At 65.8% G+C, this 20,665-nt stretch carries 17 protein-coding genes and 1 riboswitch; of the genes, 8 read left to right on the top strand and 9 right to left on the bottom strand.

Annotated features, from left to right (window positions below):
- The first annotated feature begins 37 nt into the window (after nt 1–37).
- Nucleotides 38–856 carry a TatD family hydrolase gene (locus tag HV681_RS12475; RefSeq protein ID WP_175123379.1) on the top strand — a complete coding sequence of 273 codons (819 nt, stop codon included), beginning with the start codon at nt 38–40 and terminating at the stop codon, nt 854–856.
- 79 nt (nt 857–935) lie between these two features.
- Here HV681_RS12475 and HV681_RS12470 read toward each other — a convergent pair whose 3' ends face one another.
- The gene (locus tag HV681_RS12470) at nt 936–2,357 is read right to left on the bottom strand and encodes a HAMP domain-containing sensor histidine kinase (RefSeq protein WP_175123378.1); all 1,422 of its coding nucleotides are present in this window, start codon (nt 2,355–2,357) and stop codon (nt 936–938) included.
- Nucleotides 2,357–3,070 carry a response regulator transcription factor gene (locus HV681_RS12465; protein ID WP_175123377.1) on the bottom strand — a complete coding sequence of 238 codons (714 nt, stop codon included), beginning with the start codon at nt 3,068–3,070 and terminating at the stop codon, nt 2,357–2,359. The genes HV681_RS12470 and HV681_RS12465 overlap by 1 nt, the downstream gene beginning before the upstream one ends.
- Nucleotides 3,071–3,280: 210 nt before the next feature.
- Between HV681_RS12465 and HV681_RS12460 the strand changes: the two genes are divergently transcribed.
- From HV681_RS12460 to HV681_RS12440, 5 genes are read left to right on the top strand one after another with little or no spacing between them, the layout of a single operon-like run.
- Nucleotides 3,281–5,302, top strand: coding sequence for a ligand-gated channel protein (locus HV681_RS12460; RefSeq protein WP_175123376.1), 2,022 nt, complete (start codon nt 3,281–3,283; stop codon nt 5,300–5,302).
- A 43-nt stretch (nt 5,303–5,345) separates the two neighbouring features.
- A complete protein-coding gene (locus HV681_RS12455) occupies nt 5,346–6,296 on the top strand; it encodes a siderophore ABC transporter substrate-binding protein (RefSeq protein ID WP_175123375.1) in 951 nt (316 codons plus the stop codon).
- A gap of 28 nt (nt 6,297–6,324) precedes the next feature.
- Nucleotides 6,325–7,317: an ABC transporter permease gene (locus HV681_RS12450; protein WP_175123374.1), complete on the top strand. Its 993-nt coding sequence runs from the start codon at nt 6,325–6,327 to the stop codon at nt 7,315–7,317.
- A 1-nt stretch (nt 7,318) separates the two neighbouring features.
- Nucleotides 7,319–8,296 carry an iron chelate uptake ABC transporter family permease subunit gene (locus tag HV681_RS12445; protein ID WP_496349917.1) on the top strand — a complete coding sequence of 326 codons (978 nt, stop codon included), beginning with the start codon at nt 7,319–7,321 and terminating at the stop codon, nt 8,294–8,296.
- Nucleotides 8,293–9,051, top strand: coding sequence for an iron ABC transporter ATP-binding protein (locus HV681_RS12440; protein ID WP_175123373.1), 759 nt, complete (start codon nt 8,293–8,295; stop codon nt 9,049–9,051). Before HV681_RS12445 ends, HV681_RS12440 begins: the two co-directional genes overlap by 4 nt.
- Before the next feature lie 42 nt (nt 9,052–9,093).
- Here the strand turns inward: HV681_RS12440 and HV681_RS12435 are convergent, their stop codons facing one another.
- Complete coding sequence (locus HV681_RS12435) at nt 9,094–11,214, bottom strand: 5'-nucleotidase C-terminal domain-containing protein (RefSeq protein WP_175123372.1); 2,121 nt, start codon at nt 11,212–11,214, stop codon at nt 9,094–9,096.
- Nucleotides 11,215–11,288: 74 nt separating this feature from the next.
- On the bottom strand, nt 11,289–12,104 hold the full coding sequence (gene thiM / locus HV681_RS12430) for a hydroxyethylthiazole kinase (RefSeq protein ID WP_175123371.1): 816 nt from the start codon (nt 12,102–12,104) through the stop codon (nt 11,289–11,291).
- Nucleotides 12,105–12,135: 31 nt separating this feature from the next.
- Nucleotides 12,136–12,268, bottom strand: a riboswitch (TPP riboswitch).
- A 193-nt stretch (nt 12,269–12,461) separates the two neighbouring features.
- Between thiM and HV681_RS12425 the strand changes: the two genes are divergently transcribed.
- A complete protein-coding gene (locus HV681_RS12425) occupies nt 12,462–13,097 on the top strand; it encodes a glycoside hydrolase family 19 protein (RefSeq protein ID WP_175123370.1) in 636 nt (211 codons plus the stop codon).
- A 248-nt stretch (nt 13,098–13,345) separates the two neighbouring features.
- Here the strand turns inward: HV681_RS12425 and HV681_RS12420 are convergent, their stop codons facing one another.
- The 4 genes from HV681_RS12420 to HV681_RS12405 all read right to left on the bottom strand — a co-directional run bounded on the left by HV681_RS12420 (nt 13,346) and on the right by HV681_RS12405 (nt 17,320).
- On the bottom strand, nt 13,346–13,795 hold the full coding sequence (locus HV681_RS12420; protein WP_175123369.1) for a PA2169 family four-helix-bundle protein: 450 nt from the start codon (nt 13,793–13,795) through the stop codon (nt 13,346–13,348).
- Nucleotides 13,796–13,929: 134 nt separating this feature from the next.
- Nucleotides 13,930–15,219, bottom strand: coding sequence for a M28 family peptidase (locus HV681_RS12415; protein WP_175123368.1), 1,290 nt, complete (start codon nt 15,217–15,219; stop codon nt 13,930–13,932).
- Nucleotides 15,220–15,265: 46 nt separating this feature from the next.
- On the bottom strand, nt 15,266–16,243 hold the full coding sequence (locus HV681_RS12410) for a Bug family tripartite tricarboxylate transporter substrate binding protein (protein WP_175123367.1): 978 nt from the start codon (nt 16,241–16,243) through the stop codon (nt 15,266–15,268).
- A gap of 153 nt (nt 16,244–16,396) precedes the next feature.
- Entirely contained in the window at nt 16,397–17,320 is a 924-nt protein-coding gene (locus HV681_RS12405; protein WP_175123366.1) for a LysR substrate-binding domain-containing protein, read from the bottom strand.
- A 231-nt stretch (nt 17,321–17,551) separates the two neighbouring features.
- Here HV681_RS12405 and HV681_RS12400 point away from each other — a divergent pair, with 231 nt between their 5' ends.
- The gene (locus HV681_RS12400) at nt 17,552–19,933 is read left to right on the top strand and encodes a DNA internalization-related competence protein ComEC/Rec2 (RefSeq protein ID WP_175123365.1); all 2,382 of its coding nucleotides are present in this window, start codon (nt 17,552–17,554) and stop codon (nt 19,931–19,933) included.
- Nucleotides 19,934–20,049: 116 nt separating this feature from the next.
- Here HV681_RS12400 and HV681_RS12395 read toward each other — a convergent pair whose 3' ends face one another.
- Nucleotides 20,050–20,457 (bottom strand): TonB family protein, encoded by a 408-nt coding sequence (locus tag HV681_RS12395; protein ID WP_175123364.1) that lies wholly within the window; start codon nt 20,455–20,457, stop codon nt 20,050–20,052.
- Nucleotides 20,458–20,665: the final 208 nt, after the last annotated feature.

Here is a 20,665-nt window from a genome sequence, read left to right as displayed (position 1 = left end):
CCGCGGGGCGGATAATCCGCATAAGGAGGACACGCCCATGCTCATCGACACCCATTGCCATCTGGACGCCGCTGAATTCGATGCCGATCGCACCGAGGTCGCGGACCACGCCGCCCATGCGGACGTCCAGGCCATCGTGATCCCTGCCATCGAACGCGCCAATTTCGCGGTCGTACGCGACCTGGCCGCCAGCATCGCCGGCGGCGCGTATGCGCTGGGCATCCACCCGCTGTACGTCGCGCGCGCCGACGACGGCGATCTGGACGTGCTTCGACAGACCATCAAGGAATCCCTGGGCGATCCGCGCTTTGTCGCCATCGGCGAAATCGGGCTGGACTTCTTCGTGCCGGAGATCGCGTCCGGCCCGCCGCGCGAACGTCAGGAACGGTTCTATGCCGCGCAATTGGACATGGCCGTCGAGTTTGGCCTGCCCGTGCTGCTGCACGTGCGTAAATCCCAGGACATCCTGCTGAAGTACCTGCGCCGCCATCCGCGCATCGGCGGCATCGCGCACGCGTTCAATGGCAGCGCGCAGCAGGCGCAGGCCTTCATCGACCATGGCTTTGCGCTGGGAATGGGCGGCGCGATGACGTTCGAGCGAGCGCTGCAGATTCGCCGTCACGCGGTGGACGTGGGGCTGGAGCATCTGGTGCTGGAGACCGACGCACCGGACATTCCGCCCGCCTGGCTGCATGAACCCGATCGGCGCAATCGTCCCGGCGAACTGGCGCGGATCGCGCAGGTGCTTGCGGAACTGCGCGGCATCACGCCGGCGCAGGTGGCGCACGCCACCACCGCGAACGCGATGCGGGTGTTGCCGAGGTTGCCGGCAGCGATACTGGCCGACGCGGATTGACCCGTCGGAATTCGTGGCATTGAGTTCGGGTTATGGGAACACCGTCATCACGTTCTGATGCGGCACGCCGTTCGTGGCGTCACCCCGCAGCAGGGCGCGCCGCGGTGGCCGACAGCAACGGCAGGTCCATGCGCACGCTCAAGCCTTGCGGGGCCACGTTGCGCGCCGATATCGATCCCTTGTGCGCGGAGATCGCGGCCTGGGCGATGGAAAGACCCAGTCCCGCGCCGCCGCCCGGCGTGCTGGCGGCACCGGCGGAGCCCGCGCGATAGAACGGTTCGAAAAGCGACGCCAGCTCCTGCGTAGCGACCCCCGGGCCGCGGTCTTCGATCTCCAGGCTGGCTTCGCTGGCGCTGGTCAGAAGCCGCACACGGATGACGCTGTGCGCAGGCGCAAAGCGCAGGGCGTTGCGCAGCACGTTCTCGATGGCGCTGGCCAGGCTGGCGCGGTCGCCGGCGATGAGGATCGGTGCGGGCGTGTCCCAATCGATCTGCAGATGCCGCCCCTCGGCCTCATAGCGCGCATCGTCCACGACGCCGGCCACCACGTCCGACAGATTCAGCGGATCCGTCGGCACGGGCAACGCACCCACGCGGGCAAGCCGCAGCGTGTTGCCCACTAGAGCGTCCAGCCGCTCGCATTCGCGTTCGATGCGGTCAAGCTGCAGATCCCGGCGTTCGTCGTTGCGCCGCGCCAGTTCGGAAGCCAGGCGCAGGCGCGCAAGCGGTGACCGGAGTTCATGCGCCACGTTGTGCAGCAGTTGTTCGCGCGTATCGACCAGCGCTTTCAGGCGCACGGCCATCGCGTCGAAGTCGCGAGCCAGCAGGCCAAGTTCGTCCTGGCGCGTGGCGAGCTTCGGCGGTGTTTGTGTATCCAGTTGCCCAGCCGCCAAGGCGTGCGTGGTCTCGCGCAGTTGCGCCAACGGCGCGGTGATGTGGCGCGTCAATGCCCAGCAGAAGGGCGCCGTCACCGCCAGCGCGAACAGCAGCAGCGCCAGCGCAACGGGTGACAGCGCCAGCACCTCCCAGCGCGACGAGTCGAACGGCAGGAACAGCATCAGCAGTTCCGAGCCGTCCGGCAGGACCAGGATCTGCGGCTCCCACCACGACACGCGTTCACCTGCGGGATCCGCCGGCACATAGTCGGACTGCGGCGACCGGTCAGGCGCGGCGCGGTACGCCACCAGCCAGTCATACAGACGCGTGGGCAGGCGCCGGCCCAGGATGTCCTGGTCCTGCGGGTCCATGACATAGATCTTCAGCGCCGAGTAGTTGTCGTCCATGGCGCGGACCCAACGTTCCAGGCCTTCCGCGCCCTGCGTGCGCGCAACCTGCGCGGCGTCGCGCGTGAGGTTGCCGGGATTCAGGCCATCCAGCGAATTGAAGCGGTACCAGGCCACCGACGCCGTCAGCACCATGCCGCAGACCAGGATGACCGCCATGGCGCCCCAGAACGTCAGGAACGCGCGCCAGAAGAGCGAACGGGCGGGCAGCAACGTCATCACGCAGCGCCCGCCAGCACGTAGCCCAAGCCGCGCAGATTGCGGATGGACAGCGTGTCGGCGTGTTGATCCAGGCGCAGCTTCTTGCGCAGGCTGCTGATGTGCGTGTCGATGCTGCGGTCGTAGCGGTCCGGGGCGCGGCCCAGCGCGTACAGGCCGATCTGGTCGCGCGCGATCACCTGGCCGGGCGTGCGCATCAGGATTTCCAGGATGCGTTGTTCGGCGCCGGTCAGCATCACTTCGTCGTCGCCCATGCGCGCGCGGCCGGTGGCCGGGTCCAGCGACAGGGCGCCCAGGCTCAGCGACGGACTGGCGGGGACGGGCGTTTCCTCGAAGCGGCGCAGCACGGCCGTGACGCGCGCCTTGAGTTCACGCGGGCTGAAGGGCTTGGCCAGGTAATCGTCGGCGCCGAACTCCAGACCCAGCACGCGGTCGGTCTCGCCGCCGTGCGCGGTGAACATGATGACCGGGCGGCGCGAGCGCTGGCGATAGTGCTTGAGCAGATCCAGCCCATTGCCGTCGGGCAGCATCAGATCGAGCAGCACCAGGTCGAAATCGTCCTGCGCCAGCAAGGACAAGCCTTGCGAGCCTGTATGCGCCAGCGTCAGCTGGCATTGATGGGGTTCCAGGTATTCGCGCAGCATCTGCGCCAGCTCGACGTCGTCGTCGATCAGCAGGATGCGGCGCGCCACCGCTGAATGAGTGAAAGGCATGCGTGTTGGGCGTCGAGCATCCGGCAGTGTGGCCGAACGCTGCGCGCCGGAGTGTCAAGAAGTGCAAAGAAGATAAAAGTTGCGGAAAGCGTGTTGCGGCGTGCTGCAAGCCCCAATTCTAATATGAGAATGGTTTTCATTAATAAGTGGGAGCCGGGTAGTGCGGCGCGTGAGGCGCAGTGCAAACCGGGGACGGGAGAAGTTGGAATCATGAGCAGGAAAGATCTGGCCGCCGGCCAGTGCATCGCCGCGTCGCGCACGCAACTGGCCGCCGCCTTGTGCGCCGCGGGTTTCGGCCTGGGGCCGTCCGCCATCTGGGCGCAGGCCGCGGACGCCACCACGACGATGGACACGGTGGTCGTGACGGCCAGCGGTTTCGAGCAACGCATTCAGGATGCGCCGGCCTCGATCAGCGTCATCACGCGTGAGGATCTGGACAAGAAGTTCTACCGCGACTTGAACGACGCGCTGGTGGAAGTGCCGGGTGTCATCGTCACGGGCGGTGGCGATCGCCAGGACATCAGCCTGCGCGGCATGGGGCCGAAGTACACGCTGATCCTGATCGACGGCAAGCGCCAGAGCTCGCGCGAAACCCGCACCAACTCGGACTCGACGGGCGTGGAGGGTGGCTGGACGCCGCCGCTGTCGGCCATCGAGCGCATTGAAGTGGTGCGCGGCCCGATGTCATCGTTGTACGGGTCCGACGCCATGGGCGGGGTGATCAACATCATCACGCGCAAGGTGCCTGACGAATGGCACGGCGAGATTCGCATGGATACGACGATCCAGGAGAGCAGCAAGTCGGGCGACATCTACCAGGGCAACTTCTACCTGGCCGGCCCGATCAAGAACGACCTGCTGGGCCTGCAGATCTACGGCCAGGCCACGCAGCGCGACGAAGACAACATCTACAACGGCTACCGCAAGCGCAACGCCGAAAGCGTGACCGCCAAGCTGGCGCTTACGCCCAACCGCGATCACGACATCGTGCTGGAAGCGACCACGATGCGTCAGAAGTTCCAGGACACCCTGGGCAAGACGGTCGAGCCGCTGCCGCCCGGCACGGCCTGCCCGCGCACGGGTTGCCCGGCGTCGTCCGAAACCGATTACCGCAGCAGCAAGTGGGCGTTGTCGCACACCGGCCGCTGGGGCTGGGGCGTGTCCGACAGCTACGTGCAGCAGGAAGAGTTCGACAACCGCTCGCGCCAGATGAAGATCAAGAATCTGGACCTGCAGACGAGCTGGTCGCTGCCGCTGGGATCGCACATGCTGACGCTGGGCGGCAGCTATTTGAACCAGCGCCTGCATGACCAGAACGGCAACCAGTTGGAGGGCGGTCCCAACAAGGTGGAACGGTATCAATGGGCCTTGTTCGCCGAGGACGAATGGCGCCTGACCGAAAGCTTTGCCGTCACGACGGGCCTGCGCATGGACGAGGACGAGAATTTCGGCAGCCACTTCAGCCCGCGCCTCTACGGCGTGTGGCACATGGCCGAACGCTGGACCCTGAAGGGCGGCGTGTCCACCGGCTTCCGCGCGCCGGACCTGCGCCAGACCGTGGCCGGCTGGGGCCAGACCAGCCGCGGCGGGAACATGTACGGCAACCCGGACCTGACGCCCGAAAAGTCGGTGACCCAGGAAATTGGCCTGCTGTATGACGACGGCGAAGGTATGAGCGCCGGCGTCACGCTGTTCAACAACGATTTCAAGGACAAGATCACCCGCGTGGCTTGCCCCTTGACGCAGTGCACGGATGGTCCCAACCAGTTCGGTTCGGATCCCACCACGTACATGAACGTGGACAAGGCCGTGTCGCGCGGCGTGGAAGCCAGCCTGAAGCTGCCGCTGGCCGCCGACTGGTCGATGACCAGCAGCTATACGTTCACGAAGTCCGAGCAGAAGTCCGGCCAGTACAAGGGCGAGCCGCTGAACCAGTTGCCCAAGCATCTGTTCACGACCACGGTCAATTGGCAGCCGTCCGACGCGCTGCAGGCGTGGGCGCGCGTGAACTTCCGCGGCCGCGAAAGCCAGCCCACCACGGGCCCGTCGTCGGACGCGCTGGTCGCGCCGTCCTACACGTTCGTGGACCTGGGCGGTTCGTACGCCGTCAACAAGACCGTGTCGGTGTATGCCGGCATCTACAACCTGTTCGACAAGCAAGTCGCCTACGACGACTTCGGCTACGTCGAAGACGGCCGCCGTTACTGGCTGGGCGTCGGCGTGAAGTTCTGAATTATGACGGGGCGCCGTTGGCGTCCAACACAGAGAGGTTTGCATGAACAATGGAAAACAGGCGGGCGCCGCCCGCCGCTGGGCAACCCGGGCCGGCGTGGCGCTGGCACTGAGCGCCGCGGCCGCCGTGAGCGCCGCGCAGTCCACCACGCCGGTCAAGCACGCACGCGGCGAAACCGCCGTGCCGGCCAATCCGTCCAAGACGATCGTGCTGGATCTGGCCGTGCTGGACACCCTGCACACGCTCGGCGTGGACCCCATCGGCGTGCCCAGCGCCGCCAAGCTGCCGCCGCAGCTCAGCCAGTTCGCGGACAAGCGGTATCTGAAGGCGGGCACGATGTTCGAGCCCAACTACGAAGTCATCCACGCCGCTGCGCCACAAGTCATCTTCGTGGCCGGCCGCTCCGCGCCCAAGTACGACGAGCTGTCCAAGATCGCACCGACCGTGGACCTGACGGTCGACGCCAAGGATCTGGTCGGCAGCGTCCGGCGCAACACCGAAACGCTGGCCGCGCTGTACGGCAAAGAAGGCGTGGCCAAGGAGAAGCTGGCCGCGCTGGACGCGTCCATCGCTTCGTTGAAAGGCAAGGCCGCCAACGCCGGCACCGCGTTGATCGTGCTGACGACCGGCGGCAAGATGAGCGCCTACGGTCCGGGCTCGCGCTTTGGCGTGATTCACGACGCCTTTGGCGTGAAGCCCGCCGCGACCGGCCTGAACGTGTCCAACCACGGCCAGGCGATTTCGTTCGAATTCATTGCCCAGACCGATCCCGACTGGCTGTTCGTGATCGACCGCGACGCCGCCATCGGCCGCGAAGGCGTGTCGGCGCAGCGCATGCTGGACAATGAATTGGTGCGACCGACCAAGGCGTGGAAGAACCAGCGCGTGGTCTACCTGAACGGCTTCAACTGGTATCTGCTGGGCAGCGCGGGCCTGACGGCCATGCAGCAGAACGTGGATCAGATCGCCGCGGCGTTGTCGCAAGGAAAGTAAGCAGCATGCAAGACGGGAAGGGCTGCCGGTGAACTGGCGGCGCGCAATCAGCGGGTGGGGTGGCCTGACGGCCGTGGTGGTGGTGTTGCTGCTGTTGTGCGTGGCCAGCGTCAGCCTGGGCGCGGGCCAGATGCATTGGGCCGCGCTATGGAACGGCGGCGAAGAGGGCGAGCGCGCGTGGCGGCTGCTGCTGGTCAGCCGCGTCCCGCGCACCCTTGCGCTGCTGCTGGCAGGCACGGCGCTGGCCGTCGCCGGTCTCATCATGCAGATGCTGGTGCGCAACCGGTTTGTTGAGCCCACGACGGCCGGCACCGTCGAATCCGCCACCCTCGGCATCCTGGTCGTCACCTTGCTGGCGCCCGATACGTCCGTGATCGGCAAGATGCTGACGGCTACGGGTTTTGCGCTGGCGGGCACCTTGCTGTTTCTGGCGCTATTGCGCCGCGTGCCGCTGCGCACGCCATTCATCGTGCCGCTGATCGGATTGATCCTGGGCGGCGTGATCCAGGCGGTCACCACCTTCATGGCGTACCGCTTCGACCTGTTGCAGTCCCTGCATGCGTGGACCACCGGCGACTTCTCCGGCGTGCTGCGTGGCAGATATGAACTGCTGTGGATCGGCTTTGCGCTGGCGTGCGCTGCGTATGCCGCCGCCGACCGTTATACGGTGGCGGGCATGGGCCGCGAGTTCGCGTCCAACCTGGGACTGAACCATGCGCGGCTGACGCTGGTCGGCCTGTTGATCGTTTCCGCCATCTCGGCCGTGGTAGTGGTGACGGCCGGCAGCATTCCGTTCCTGGGCCTCATCGTGCCCAATGCCGTCAGCCTGGTGCTGGGCGACAACATGCGACGCGCCATTCCTTGGGTGGCATTCCTGGGCGGCGTGTTCGTGCTGGCCTGCGACATCATCGGCCGGCTGGTCATCCACCCCTACGAGATTCCCATCGGGACGGTGGTGGGCGTGCTGGGCAGCATCCTGTTCCTGTGGCTGCTGCGCACGCGGAGGAACCGCCTTGGCTGAAATCGCCTCGACTTCCCGCATAGCCCCGCGCCCGCCGCAGACATGGCGTCTTGCCGCGCTGGGCGCTGGGGCGCTGCTCTGCATCGTCGCCTTCATGACGCTGGGCGCGAACGGCCAGTGGTCGTTCGTCATTCCCTTCCGCGGCGGCAAGCTGCTGGCCATGCTGCTGGTGGCGTATGCGGTGGCGGTGTCGTCCGTGCTGTTCCAGACCATCACGCATAACCGCATCCTTACGCCCGCCATCATGGGCTTCGACGCCCTATACCTGCTGATCCAGGCCGTGGTGGTGTTCGGCTTCGGGCAGGCGGCGGCGACTGCAAATCATCCGGTCGCCGCATTCCTGCTGGAAGTGTGCGCGATGACCGCGTTCGCGTGCCTGCTGTTCCGCTGGCTGTTCTCCGACGCTGTGCGCAGCCTGCATTTGATGATGCTGGTGGGCATCATCTTCGGACTGCTGTTTCGCAGCCTGTCGAGTTTCGTCGTGCGGTTGATCGATCCGAATGAATTCCTGGTGCTGCAGGACCGCATGTTTGCCAGTTTCAATTCGGTGCGCGTCGAGCTGCTGCCGATTGCCTTTGGCGCCGTCTGCGCGGCGTCTTTCTTCGTCTGGCGCATGCGCCGCCGCTACGACGTGCTGGCGCTGGGCCGCGACATGGCATTGAACCTGGGCGTGGACTATCGCCGCACGCTGATGGTGACCCTGGCGGCGATCGCGGTGCTGGTGTCCGTCTCGACGGCGCTGGTCGGTCCCGTGACGTTCTTTGGACTGCTGGTCAGCAACCTGGCGTATCAAGCCATGGGATCGGACAGGCATCGGTACACGGTGCCGGCCGCGACGCTGCTCAGCGTCATCTTCCTGGTGGGGGGCCAGACGCTGCTGGAGCGCGTGCTGGGGCTGAACACCACGGTGAGCGTGGTGATTGAATTCGTGGGCGGTGTGATGTTTCTCGTCCTGATCTTGCGCAGGGGGCGCCGATGATAGAAATCCAGAACGTCAGCAAGCAGTACGGCGACACCGTCGTGATCGACGATGTCAGCCTGGACCTGCCGGCCGGCGGCGTCACCGCCATCATCGGGCCGAACGGGGCGGGCAAGTCGACGTTGCTGTCGATGGTGAGCCGGCTGCTGCCGATGAGCGCGGGCCGCGTGCTGGTGGAAGGCCTGGACGTCACGCGTGCCGACAGCCGGGAACTGGCGCGGCGCCTGGCCATCCTGCGCCAGGACAACCACCTGCCGCTGCGGTTGACGGTGAAAGACCTGGTGGCGTTTGGCCGCTACCCGCACACGGGCGGGCGGCTGACGATGGATGACAAGGTCCACATCGATCAGGCCATTGCGTACCTGAACCTGGAGCCGCTGGCGGACCGTTATCTGGACGAGATGTCCGGCGGCCAGCGCCAGCGCGCGTTCGTGGCGATGGTGCTGTGCCAGGATACGCGCTACGTGCTGCTGGACGAGCCCTTGAACAGCCTGGACATGAAGCATGCCGTCGCCATGATGGGCACCTTGCGGCGCGCGGCTGATGAACTGGGCAAGACGGTGGTGCTGGTGCTGCACGACATCAACTTTGCGTCCAGCTATGCGGACCGCATCGTGGCAATGCGGCTGGGGCGGATCGCCCGGCACGGCACGCCGGCGGAATTGATCCGCCCCGACGTGCTGAGCGATCTGTACGAACTGCCGATCGACGTGCATGAGATCGGCGGCAAGCGCATCTGCGTGTACTACCGCTGAGGCGGGGCGCCCCACTGCAGGGCGCCCGCCGGATCGAACCGCTTACTGCGTCAGATCGATCGCGTAACGCGACAGCTGCGTCACGGGATCGGGCGTGGCGTCAAACACCGACACGTTGGTTACGTCGTGCGCCGTGGCCATCGCCAGCGTGCCCGGCACCGACGAAAACACCACCGGTCCGGCCAGCGAACTGACCTGCGCGAAACGCCAGCTGCGGTCCAGGCCGTAGGTGGCCAGGTCGAGCGTGGGGTTCTTCTTGATGTAGCTGATCAACACGTCGCGGCTGGCGTCCGGCGCCTGCAGCACGATGTCGCCCTTGCCGCCGGCTAGGCCGGGGAAGTCGCCGCCACCGCTGGCGCGGTAGTTGTTGGTCACCACCAGGAATTGCGCATTCAGATCCAGCGGTGCGCCGTTGTACGTCAGCGCTGTGATGCGCGAGCCCTTCGGCTTGGTCACGTCGATTTCATACTGCAGCGCATTGCCGGCCGCATACAGCACGTCGAAGTTGAACGTCGGAAAGCCGGTGTCGATCAGATCCTGCGGCGCGACCTGTGCGGGGTCGATCTGCTTGAACTGCTCGGCCGTCCTTTCCAGCCATTGGCGCACGATGTCGCCGCTGACCCGCACGACTTGCAACGTGTTGGGGTACAGGTACAGGTCGGCCGCGTTGTTGATCGCGACGTTGCCTTGCTTCACATACGTGAAGTCGCCGGGACCGTTGCGCCCGCCCTTGAACGGCGCGGCGGCCGACAGGATCGGCAGGCCCGCGTACGACGGGCTGTTCTTGGCGATGTAGTCCGTCAGGTAATCGATCTGCGCCATGTTTACGATCTGCAGCGCGGACACGTCGCCGGCCAACGCGTAGTACGTGGCCATGTCGAACTGGCTCTGGCCGATCGGCGTCTTCACGTAGTCGATCGTCGCGGCGTGCTCGGCTTGAACCAGCTGCTGTGCGGCCGCGTCGGGCGCCACGTAGGTCGCCGGCGTGGAGCCGCTTTGCGCGGTCAGGCGCGTGGAGATGCGCTGCACCTGCGTCGCCTCCTTTTGCACCTTCCAGCCCTGGTCATACGCGAGCTTCAGCGTGATCTGGCCGAGGTTGTTGCCCCACTGGCCGGCCTGCACGGTCGGCACGCCATTGATCAGGCCCTTTGCCAGCTCGACACCGGGTTGCCCCGCGAACTGCGATTTCTCGTTCGTGTCGGGGAACAGCAGATGCTGGTGGCCCGTGATGAGCGCGTCGATGCCGGGCACCTGGCTGAGATAGCCCGCGCCGTTTTCCATGTCGGGGCTGTAGGGCGTGGCCAGGTCGATGCCGCCGTGCGCCAGCGCCACCACCAGGTCCGCGCCGGCAGCCTTCATTTCCGGCACGTAGCGCGCCGCGGTCTCCTTCCAGCCCGTGACTTCCACGTGGCCTTCCAGATTCGCCTTGGCCCACTGCATGATGGGCGGCGGTGCGAAGCCGATCACGCCCACCTTGAGCGGCACGTCGATGGACTTGCCCGCGCTGTCGGTGGCGGTGAAGGTCTTTTCAAGCAGCACATAAGGCTTGAAGATCGGCTGCTTGGAGGCCGCCGAGACGACGTTGGCTGACACGAACGGGAACGCCGGCGCCGCGCAATCCTTGGCGCCCGCCGGGTTGGTCTGCGCCGTGCCCTTGGTGATGCCGGCCAGCCCGAAGTCTACGTTGGTGATCTGCGACAGATAGGGCAGGCCGTAGTTGAACTCGTGATTGCCCATCGTGGCCGCGTCGTACGACAGCAGCTTCATCTGCTTGTAGATCGCGATCATGTCGGAACACTGCACCGGCGACACCAGCGCCTGGTAGTCCGACAGCGCCGTGCCCTGCACCGTGTCGCCGTTGTCCAGCAGCAGCGTGTTCGGATACTGCTTGCGCGCATTGGCGATCAGCGTGGCCGTGCGGTCCATGCCGTAGCTCTTGTCTTCGGCAAGCTTGTAGTAGTCGTAACCCAGCACATTGGCGTGCAGGTCGGTCGTGCCCAGGATCGCGAGGTCCAGCGTCGTGCCTTGGGGCACGCTGGCCTGCGGCGGGGTCTCGGGCGCGGCGGTGTCGTCGTCATCGTCATCGCCGCCGCAGGCGGACAGGCCGGCCACCAGCGCGAAGCTGGCGGTCACTGCAAAGATCTTGCGTAGGTTTGGCTTCACCGTCTTTCCTCCGTGTTGAAGGGAGGAATTTTGGGGACGGTGTGTGACCTACCCGTGACATGCACGGGGTCAAATCAACGAAGCGGGGATTCGCGAGTCAGGCAATCCGCGCCCAGCGCCGCCAGCGCATCCAGGAACCGCCAGGCGAAAGAACCCGGCCCGTCGGCGTGCACCGCAGCGCGCTCGCCCGCGATGCCGAAACACGACAGGGCGGCCACCGCCGCCACATAAGGATCGTCCTTCGATACGGCGGCAAAGGCGCCGACCACCGCGCTGAGCGCGCAACCGGTGGCCGTCACGCGGGGCATCAGCGGCGAACCGCCCGCAATGCGTACCGCGCGCGTGCCGTCCGTGACGTAATCGACTTCGCCGGTGACCGCCACCACGCTCTTGCGGCGCGCTGCGATGTCGTGGGCTGACTGCTCGGCCTGCGCCACGGCGTCGCGGGCGTCCACGCCCTTGCCGGCGCTGTGGCCGCCGGCCAAGGCGATGATCTCGGATGCGTTGCCCCGGATGATGGCGGGTTCAAGGTCCAGCAGTTGTTGGATGGCATCGCGGCGAAAGGCGGTGGCGTGGTGCGCCACGGGATCCAGGACCCAGGGGGTGCCGGCTTCTGCCGCGGCTTGCGCGGTCAATAGCATGCTGCGCAGCCAGGGCGAAGACAGCGTGCCGATGTTGATGACCACCGCGCCGGCAAAGCGGGCGAACTCGGGCGCCTCTTCCTCGGCATGCACCATGGCAGGCGACGCGCCGATGGCGAGCACCGCATTGGCCGCGTAGTTCATGGAGACGAAATTGGTCAGGCACTGCACCAGCGGCGCGTCGCGGCGGACGGCGGCGAGCAGGTCCTGAGACTGGTGGGCGAGGGAATGCAGGTCGGGATGCGTCATGCCGGGCGGTCCTGGGGCGTGGGACGCGCATGCGGAGGCACACGCACCATCCCTACGCCAGCGTTATCTGGATCAGGTTCGACGGGTCGCCGTGCATCGCCTGCCATGGTGATGGCAGGCCAACGGATTCTCAGCTTCTTGGCGAAGCTCCCCGGGTGGATGGCGTATGTTCCCGGCGGAACCGGGCAGGTGTCAAGCGGCCAATTCGTGCCGGATCGCTTTGCATACTCAATTTGAGGTATTGGCGGGTGCTACGCCTGGTTCACAATCATTGACCCGCCTCTGACCGCCGTGATGAACGCACACGCGACGATATCGGCGGGGCGCCATGACTCCCTATGCAAGCAGGTGACCGCCATGCTGAGTGCAGAACAACTCCAACGCATCTTTCCCAACTGCAAAGCCCCCGCTGCGTGGGCCGACGCATTGGCTCCCGCATTTCAGAAATACGAAATCGAAACGTCGGATCGCATCGCCAGCTTTCTGGCGCAAACGGGGTATGAGTCGGGCCAATACAACCGGATTGAGGAAAACCTCAATTACTCAACTGCCGCGCGGTTGACCAAGGTGTGGCCCAAGCGATTTCCCGATGAGGCGTCGGCCATGCCGTATGTGAACAATCCGCAAGGACTGGCGAATCTGGTGTATGCGAATCGGATGGGTAATGGCGATGCGCAAAGCAACGACGGCTTCCGGTATCGGGGCAGGGGCATCATCCAGCTGACGGGGCGCAGCAATTACGACTCGGCCAGCGACGCCATGGGTGTCAATTTGCTTGAGACGCCCGAGTTGCTGTCCGATCCGAAATGGGCTGCGCTGAGCGCCGGGTGGTATTGGCAGTCGCGCGGGCTGAATGAGTTGGCGGACGACCGTACGCATGACGATGACCTGGAGGATTTCGCCAGGATCACGCGGCGGATCAATGGCGGGCTGGTGGGTCTGAAAGATCGTTTTGCGTTGTTCAAGCAGGTTTATGCCGAGCTGATGCGGTGAAGTCGTAGGTCCGCGTCGGCGCTTTGGATAGCCTGTCCGGCGGCAGTCGGCACATCCGGAATCGTCAGATCGCGTGTGGCCAGGGTGACTAGGGTTTGCGGACGCTTTGAAGAAAATGCGCGTCATGCGCCGGCGCATTATTAGTCCGGCATGCTTACGTAGCCGACGCCATGCAATACAACGCCCGCCCGGCGCATATTGCGGCGGGCGGGCGGTCTCAATACAACGCGTATTGCAGCTTGAAGTGCTTAGGTCGCAGCGCGGAAGCGATTACGCAGATCGCGGATCTGGTCGTGGTTGCGCAGCACGCCCTGATATTGGCGTTCGATAACGGCGCGCACGTTGTCGGGCAGGGTTTCCTTGAGCGCCTTTTCGTAGTCCGCCTTGGCCACGTCCTCGCCCTTCTCGCATTCCTCGAGCAGCGTCAGATCGGTGCGGCTGGATACCGCCGCCTTGATGTTCGTCCAGCCACGATGCATGGCGCCGGCCACCGTGCCGCTGTCCTCGGGCTCGCCGCCCAGTTGCGTCACCAGGGTTTGCAACTCCGTGGCGCCGGCCGCGCAGTCGCGCGAACGGTTGCGGAACAGCTCCTGCATCTCGGGCGCCTTCGCGTCTTCAGCGGCCGCGGCAAAGCCCTTTTCGCCGTTCTTCGACGTCTCGATCAGATTGTTCAGCACCTTGATTACATGTTCAGCCATGTTGGTCTCCTTGGTTTGGAAGGAACAGGCGGCGTGGGCCGCCTGGGAATTGGAGACTCAGCAAGTGGCGTGCCTGCGTCAGAAAGGGCCAGCGCGATCATTTGGCTGATCGCCTTTTTGATCGTCCTTTCGCGCTAGACGCGCGGACACGTGGAGCCGGCTTTCAGCGCATCAAGTTCCTCGTCGGTCATCTCCAGCGCCAGCGACGCCATCGCGCAGGTGACCGCCAAGGCGTTGCGCATTTCGTCTTCCCGAATGATGTCCGGCAGGTCGCCGCGCGACAGGATATGGCGCACGCGCGATTCGGGCTTCTCGAAGCCTGCCACCAGCCGCAAGGCGGGGATGCCGTGCTTGGCGAAATTGGCGTGGTCGGAATTCGGCATGAACGGCAGCCAGTGCGAGACCGGCACACCAGCGCGCGCCGCGGTGTCATTGACCACGCCCGCTAGCGCCGGATAGTCGCTGATCAGCGCGCAGAGGGTGTCGTCGCCCGCCACGGTGTCCAGATTGATGTCGAGCTTCAGGCGGTCACGCTCCGCAACGGGCATGTCGGCCAGGTAGCGGGCCGAACCGGCCAGCGCCCATTCCTCGGCGGTGAAGAAGCAGATGCGCAGCCCGGGCGTGTTCGGACCCAATTGCCTGGCGAGCAGCCGTGCCGCAGCCAGCGCGACGGCGACGCCCGTGGCATTGTCCAGCGCGCTTTGGCCCAGGTCGTGACCGTCCATGTGGGCGCTGATGACGATACGGCTTTCGCGGCCGCCAGGCAGGTCCAAGACGCCGGCGCACGCCATCGAATCGCGTAGCTCCTCGCCCCGGATATGCAGCCGGACACGCGCGCCGGCATCCGCCGTCAATGCCGAAGCTGCCTCGTGGCCGATGTAGGCTGCGGGGATGCCCGCCCCGTCACGAGGACGGCCAGAGGAACCGGACAAGGGGCCGGCGCCCGGCAGCGGGTTGGCGATGAGGAAGGCAGCGGCCCCTTGCGCCACCGCCATGTCGTATTTGCGGCGACGGTGAACGTGCGTTTGCGAGAACGGAAACTCATGGCGCACCAGCACGATCTTGCCGCGCACGGATTCGCCGGCGCGTTCAAAGTCCTCCGGACGGCCCGCGCCCAGATCCAGGATCACGCCTTCCAGCCCCTGTCCGTTCGTGGAGGCCGAGCGCAGCAGGGGTACGCATTCCAGGTCGATGGGCGTGTCGCCCAGCAGCGTCAGACTGCTGGACAGGCAGCGCCACCCGTCGTAGGGTACCGGCACGCGCCGCACATCGGATCCGATCTCGCGAAGACGGCCGAGTGCCCAATCCATGGCCGCCTCGTCCTGCCCGGTGCCGGACAGGCGTCCGCCGAAGCCGCAAATGGTCTGGAAATCGCTCATCAGGGCCGCGTCGTCCGCAGCCGCCTGTTGCCAGGGTGTCGTCATGGATGTCTCCGGCGCCGCACGCATGCCGCGCGGCGCTGCAATGTTGTTATTCGAAGGTGATATTGGCGCGCTGCACCAGGTCGGCCCAGCGCGCAAAGTCCTGCGCCAGCAGCGCGTTCAGCGCGGCCGCGCTGGTGTCCGGCGGCAGGTTCATGCCAACGCTGGCCAGTCGCTGCTTGACGGGCTCGGACTGCATGACCTTGGCCATGGCATCCGACAGCTTCTGACGCACGGGTTCGGGCGTTCCGGCCGGAGCAACGAGCCCCCACCAGCTTTGCACGGTCAGCCCCGGATAGCCGAGTTCCTGAAACGTCGGGACATCCGGCGTATCCGCCTGCCGTGCGGGTGACGACACGGCGATTGGCTTGATCTTGCCGCTCTGAAAGAGGGCCACGGCAGAGGCCATGGTGGTGAAGCTGGCGTCGATCTGGCGGCCGGCCAGGTCATTGACCGACGCGGACGCGCCCTTGTAGGGGATGTGCGCGAGCCTGACCTTGGTGTCCTGCATGAACAGCTCGGCCATCAGATGGGTCAACGAACCGTTGCCGCCCGAGCCGATGGAGATGGTGTCCGGCTTGGCGGTGGCGGTCTTCACCAGCGTCGGGACGTCCTGCGCCTCGAACCCGGGATTCACGAACAGGTACATGGGCGACAGGCCCAGCAACGTGATCGGCGCAAAATCCTTCTTCGCGTCGTACTTCACGCGATCCTTGTACAGCGCCGGGACGATGGTGAATGGGACGTCGGCGAGCAGCAGCGTGTAGCCGTCGGGCGCCTCGGTGGCCACATAGGCGGTTCCCAGCATCGAGCCCGCGCCGGCGCGGTTTTCCACGATGACGGACTGGCCCAGCTGGGCGCTCAACTGGTCGCTGATGGCGCGGGCGACCACGTCCGAGCTGCCTCCCGCCGAGTACGGTACGACGATCTTGACGGGCTTATCGGGGTAGGCGGCCGATGCGGTTTGCGCGGCGGCCAGGGCCATGGGGATGGCCGAAGCGGCCAGCAGTTTTTTCCACTTGAACATGATTTTTATGGTGATCCATGAATGATTCACGTCATTGTGGTGGCTGCATTTTCCACGGGCAAAGGAAGTATGCGCATGGGATATTCCAAATGGGAATACCGAAATCCGGGCGCTTTGGAGCGTGGTGAACTGACGGATCGGGCGCACTGCGCGCTACGCAATTCCCGCGTAGCGCCGCGTTCGAAGATTCAGGTCCCTGCCTTGCGCAATGACCCAGTCGCAGAACGCCTGGCAATACGGCCCGCCGACGTTGGGCCGGGGCTGCATGAGGTGATAGCCGTACCGTCCTTCCACCGTCTCTCCGAACGGCCGGACCAACTGTCCGGATTCCAGATAATCCAGCACCATGCACAGCGGCATGATGCCCGCACCCAATCCGTTCAGCACGGCAGGCAGCAGGATCGAAAAACCTTCATACTCTGGCGCCGTGGCAGCAGGGCCGGACCACAGCGGAGCGACGTCGGCTCGCCATTCGTCCCAGCCGTAACCGCGCTGGGCACGCTTGAGCAGCGGCAATTGGGTGATGTCATCCACCGACTTGACGGGATGGCGATCCAGCAACGACGGCGCCGCGACCAGCGTCATCTCACGGCCGCAGAGATACTGTGCGCTCATGCCGGACACATAGCCCGTATGAAGCTGGATCTCCGCGTCAAACCGTTCGGAACGATCGCGCGCATGCAGCAGGCGAGGACGGATGTTGACGCGGATCTCGGGGTGCAGCTCGAAAAACTCGGACAACCTGGGCAGCAGGAAAAACTGCGCAAAGGACGGCGATACCGCCACGTTCAGGGCCACGCGCGAGGCGGGATTGGCGACCAGCGCGTCGGCTTCGTCGATAAGGCGCACCGCCGCGCTGATGCGTTCGAGATAGAGCGCGCCAGCGTAGGTCAGCCGCAGGCCGGCGGGCATGCGTTTGAAAAGCGCCGTGCCTAATCTGTCCTCCAGGGCTGCAACGTGTTTGCTGACCGCGCTTTGGGTCAGGTTCAACGCTTCGCCGGCGCGGCTGAAATTCAGGGTTTCGGCGGCGGTCAGGAAGATGCGCAGTGAAGAGAGGGAATTGCGGGTGCCTTTCATGCGGGACGTAAGTGGGTGCTGGGTTTGGGGCTGATTTGGCGTTAATTCAGCGCTGACGTGGCGCTACTGTACTTCGCACGCTCGGACAATGGCGGTTAGCCGAGGTGGATCAATCCGATCACTGGTTCGTCCGCCGATTGTGTGGCGTCCTAAGCTTTCTCTTTTCAGGAGAAAGCCATTACGGGCCGATCGTTCTGCCTTGCGTTCGTGGCCGGCGCGGGGTTGGTGCAGATGTCACCGAGCTTGCCCGGTCCGCTTGTGCTGTGGCTGCTCGCCGCCGTTGGCGCGGCTTCCTGCGCCGCATGGGCGCGCGCCCGGCATCCTTGCTTACGTGTGCTTGCCGCCTTGGCGCTGGGATCCTGCGCCGGTCTTGGCAACGCGGCCCTGCAAGCCCAGCACCGCCTGGACGACGCGCTGGCCGACGAGCACCAGGATCAGGTCTCGCGATTGGTGGTGCGTGTGGTGGGGTTGCCCGATGGCGACGCGAACCGGCTGCGTTTCCTGGCGGAGCTGGATTCGTCCGCGCGTCCCGGTATTCCCTCGCACGTCCAGGTCACGTGGCAGGCGGGGACCGGCGCCAACCAGACCGTGCCGCAGGTACTGCCCGGTCAGGTGTGGCGCATGGCTTTGGTGTTGCGCAGACCGCACGGCCTGCTGAACCCAGCCGGGCCGGATGCGGAGGGGCGCATGTTTGCCCACGGCGTTCGCGCGACAGGCACCGTGCGCGGACAGCCTGTGCTGCTGGACGACCGGCCATGGGCGTCGCCCGGCATCGCGATCGAACGCGCGCGGCACCACGTGCGCGAAGGCATGCGCGCGGCGCTGGGCGAACATCGTTATGCGCCGGTATTGATTGCGTTGGCGATCGGGGACCAGGCCGGTGTGTCGCGCGACGACTGGCGCATCTTCAACCGCAGCGGCATTACGCATCTGGTGTCGATCAGCGGCATGCATGTGACGTCGATCGCGGGCATTGGCGGTCTGCTCGCATCGGCCTTATGGCGACGATTGCGCTGGCGCGGCGTGGGATTGGCGGAGCGCGTGCCTGCGCGCATTGCGGGCGGGGCGGTGGCGGCGCTGGTTGCGCTGCTGTATTGCCTGCTTGCCGGCTGGGGCGTGCCTGCGCGCCGTACGTTCTTCATGCTGCTGGTGGTGTTGGCGGCGGCGCTGTCTCGGTTGCCGCTATCCGGCGGCCGGGTGCTGGCCTGCGCGGCGGCGGCCGTCGTGGCGTTGGACCCATGGGCGCCGGTAGCCGCAGGCTTCTGGTTGTCGTTCGGCGCGGTGGCGGTGTTGTTGCGCATCGCTTCGGCGCCAATTGATGTTGATGCCGGCTGGCGCGCGCGCTGCGCGACGCGGCTGGGGCAGGCGGTGCGCGTGCAATTGCTGGTGACCGTTGGCCTGATGCCATTGCTGGCTTTTCTGGTGCATCAGGTGTCGTTGGGCTCGCCGTTAGCAAATGCCGTGGCCATACCGGTCGTGACGTTCATCGTGACGCCGCTGGCCTTGCTGTGCGCGGCGCTGTCGTGCCTGCCGGGGGCGGAGACGTTGGCGGCGTGGGCCGGGCAGGCAGGCCTGGACACTTTTGACCTCACCATGGTGCCCGTGTCATGGGTGGGCAACGCAAGCTGGGCCAGCGTGCCGGTTGCGGCGGCGGGTTGGATGTGGCTGCTGCTGGCGGTCGCAGGCATGGCCTGGGCGCTGCAGACGCGCGGCTGGCCAGGGCGTCATCTGGGATGGGTCTGCATGTTGCCGTTGCTGTTCTGGCGGCCGGACAAGCCCGAACCCGGCTACTGGCGCATGAGCGCGATGGACGTGGGGCAGGGCAGCGCGATCCTGGTGGAGACGGCCAGCCAGTCGTTGTTGTTCGACGCCGGGCCGCGCAGCTATGGCGGCAGCGATGCGGGCGAACGGGTGGTCGCGCCATTCCTGCAGTCCCGGGGGATCGGACGGCTGGATGTGCTGGTGCTGTCGCACGCGGACATGGATCATGTTGGCGGCACGCGTGCGGTGCTGGCGGCGGTGCCGGTGGCGCGAAGTTATACGTCTTTCGATCTGCCGGCCTACGTGCGGCGGGACGCCCGCATGTGGCCGGACGTGGGCAACGCGCAGCCGGTCTTGCCCGATGAGATGATGCGGTGCGAACGGGGAGGGCGCTGGGAGGCGGATGGGGTGGTGTTCACCTTCCTGCATCCGGGGCCGTCAGAACGCACAGGAAAGGCGGATGACCGCAATGCCGACAGTTGCGTGCTGCGCGTGGAGGGCAAGGAGCATTCGCTGTTGCTGACGGGAGATGTCGGTGTGGCGCAGGAGCGGGCGCTGGTCGAGCAAGGGCTCGCGGATGCCGACGTCGTCCTGGCGCCGCATCACGGTTCGTCGTCATCGTCCAGCCGTGAATTGGTGGCGGCGGCGCAGGCCAAACACGTCATCGCGCAGGCCGGGCACCTGAATCGGTTCAAGCATCCGGCGCGGGCGGTGGAGTTGCGGTGGATGCGGGCTGGCGGAAGGTTCTGGCGCAGCGACAAGGACGGGGCGGTGATGGCCGAAGCGACGCCGCAGGGGTTGACCGTGTGGGGCCAGCGGGAATCGGCGAAGCGGTACTGGCACGGCAGGTAGAAATCGCATGCCAACGTCGTCAGGGCATTCGCCAAGCACCGAGTGCGCCGCCACGCCGCAAGCATTCATGCGCCCCACATCAGAAGAGTCGGCGGGCCGCAAGCGACGAGTCGATGCTACCGGGTTCGTGTGGCGGGGAATCCTGGTGGCGCATCGCCGTTGAAATGAAACCGGATGGGCAGCGTCAGGTCCTTCCGGTCTTCTGCCATGTCGGCAGAGAAGGGCAGTAACGTGCCGTTGCGCCGGATCATGCCGAGCGTCGCCTCATCCACGGCGTCGCTGCCCGAAGATTCCACCAACTCGACGGTGTCGATCGCGCCGTCGCGAAGGATGGCGATTCGAACCTTGAGCACCACAGGAGAGCTCATCTCGCGGGTAGCCGCCGGGAGCCTGATGCCGCGCAGGATCTTTTGACTGACAGCCTTTTGCCATTCGGCCTGTGTGGCCGGCGATTGCGCCGAGGCAGGCGCTGCAAGGCAAAGCAAAAGGGCAGCCATGCTGGCCGCGCGGACACGCCAATTCAATGCGGGGGCTCCTGTTTGACCGGATCCCGCGGAAAGCGGGATCTTTCGCCAGGGAGCATAACGCGCTGGCAAGCGCTAGCCGTTGCCCGCCATCACCAGACATTATGGTCGCTCGTTAATCGGAAGGCGGCTCGTCTCCTGTATCGTGGATTGCGCTCTCCAGGAGAGCGCCGAGCCACATGCGGCGGGGCAAGCCAGCCGCAAACCG

Origin of the sequence: Achromobacter animicus, assembly GCF_902859585.1 — a bacterium.
GTDB classification, from domain to species: Bacteria; Pseudomonadota; Gammaproteobacteria; order Burkholderiales; family Burkholderiaceae_B; genus Achromobacter; species Achromobacter animicus.
The sequence above is the reverse complement of the archived record's forward strand: the minus strand, read 5'-3'. Positions and strand labels throughout refer to the sequence as shown.

Excerpts from the sequence above, each read along its gene's own strand:
- HV681_RS12400 (WP_175123365.1), top strand. The coding sequence starts at position 17,552 with ATGTCACCGAGCTTGCCCGGTCCGCTTGTGCTGTGGCTGCTCGCCGCC.
- HV681_RS12415 (WP_175123368.1), bottom strand. The coding sequence starts at position 15,219 with ATGACGACACCCTGGCAACAGGCGGCTGCGGACGACGCGGCCCTGATG.
- HV681_RS12425 (WP_175123370.1), top strand. The coding sequence starts at position 12,462 with ATGCTGAGTGCAGAACAACTCCAACGCATCTTTCCCAACTGCAAAGCC.
- HV681_RS12440 (WP_175123373.1), top strand. The coding sequence starts at position 8,293 with ATGATAGAAATCCAGAACGTCAGCAAGCAGTACGGCGACACCGTCGTG.
- HV681_RS12410 (WP_175123367.1), bottom strand. The coding sequence starts at position 16,243 with ATGTTCAAGTGGAAAAAACTGCTGGCCGCTTCGGCCATCCCCATGGCC.
- thiM (WP_175123371.1), bottom strand. The coding sequence starts at position 12,104 with ATGACGCATCCCGACCTGCATTCCCTCGCCCACCAGTCTCAGGACCTG.
- HV681_RS12420 (WP_175123369.1), bottom strand. The coding sequence starts at position 13,795 with ATGGCTGAACATGTAATCAAGGTGCTGAACAATCTGATCGAGACGTCG.
- HV681_RS12465 (WP_175123377.1), bottom strand. The coding sequence starts at position 3,070 with ATGCCTTTCACTCATTCAGCGGTGGCGCGCCGCATCCTGCTGATCGAC.
- HV681_RS12455 (WP_175123375.1), top strand. The coding sequence starts at position 5,346 with ATGAACAATGGAAAACAGGCGGGCGCCGCCCGCCGCTGGGCAACCCGG.
- HV681_RS12475 (WP_175123379.1), top strand. The coding sequence starts at position 38 with ATGCTCATCGACACCCATTGCCATCTGGACGCCGCTGAATTCGATGCC.
- HV681_RS12470 (WP_175123378.1), bottom strand. The coding sequence starts at position 2,357 with ATGACGTTGCTGCCCGCCCGTTCGCTCTTCTGGCGCGCGTTCCTGACG.
- HV681_RS12405 (WP_175123366.1), bottom strand. The coding sequence starts at position 17,320 with ATGAAAGGCACCCGCAATTCCCTCTCTTCACTGCGCATCTTCCTGACC.
- HV681_RS12460 (WP_175123376.1), top strand. The coding sequence starts at position 3,281 with ATGAGCAGGAAAGATCTGGCCGCCGGCCAGTGCATCGCCGCGTCGCGC.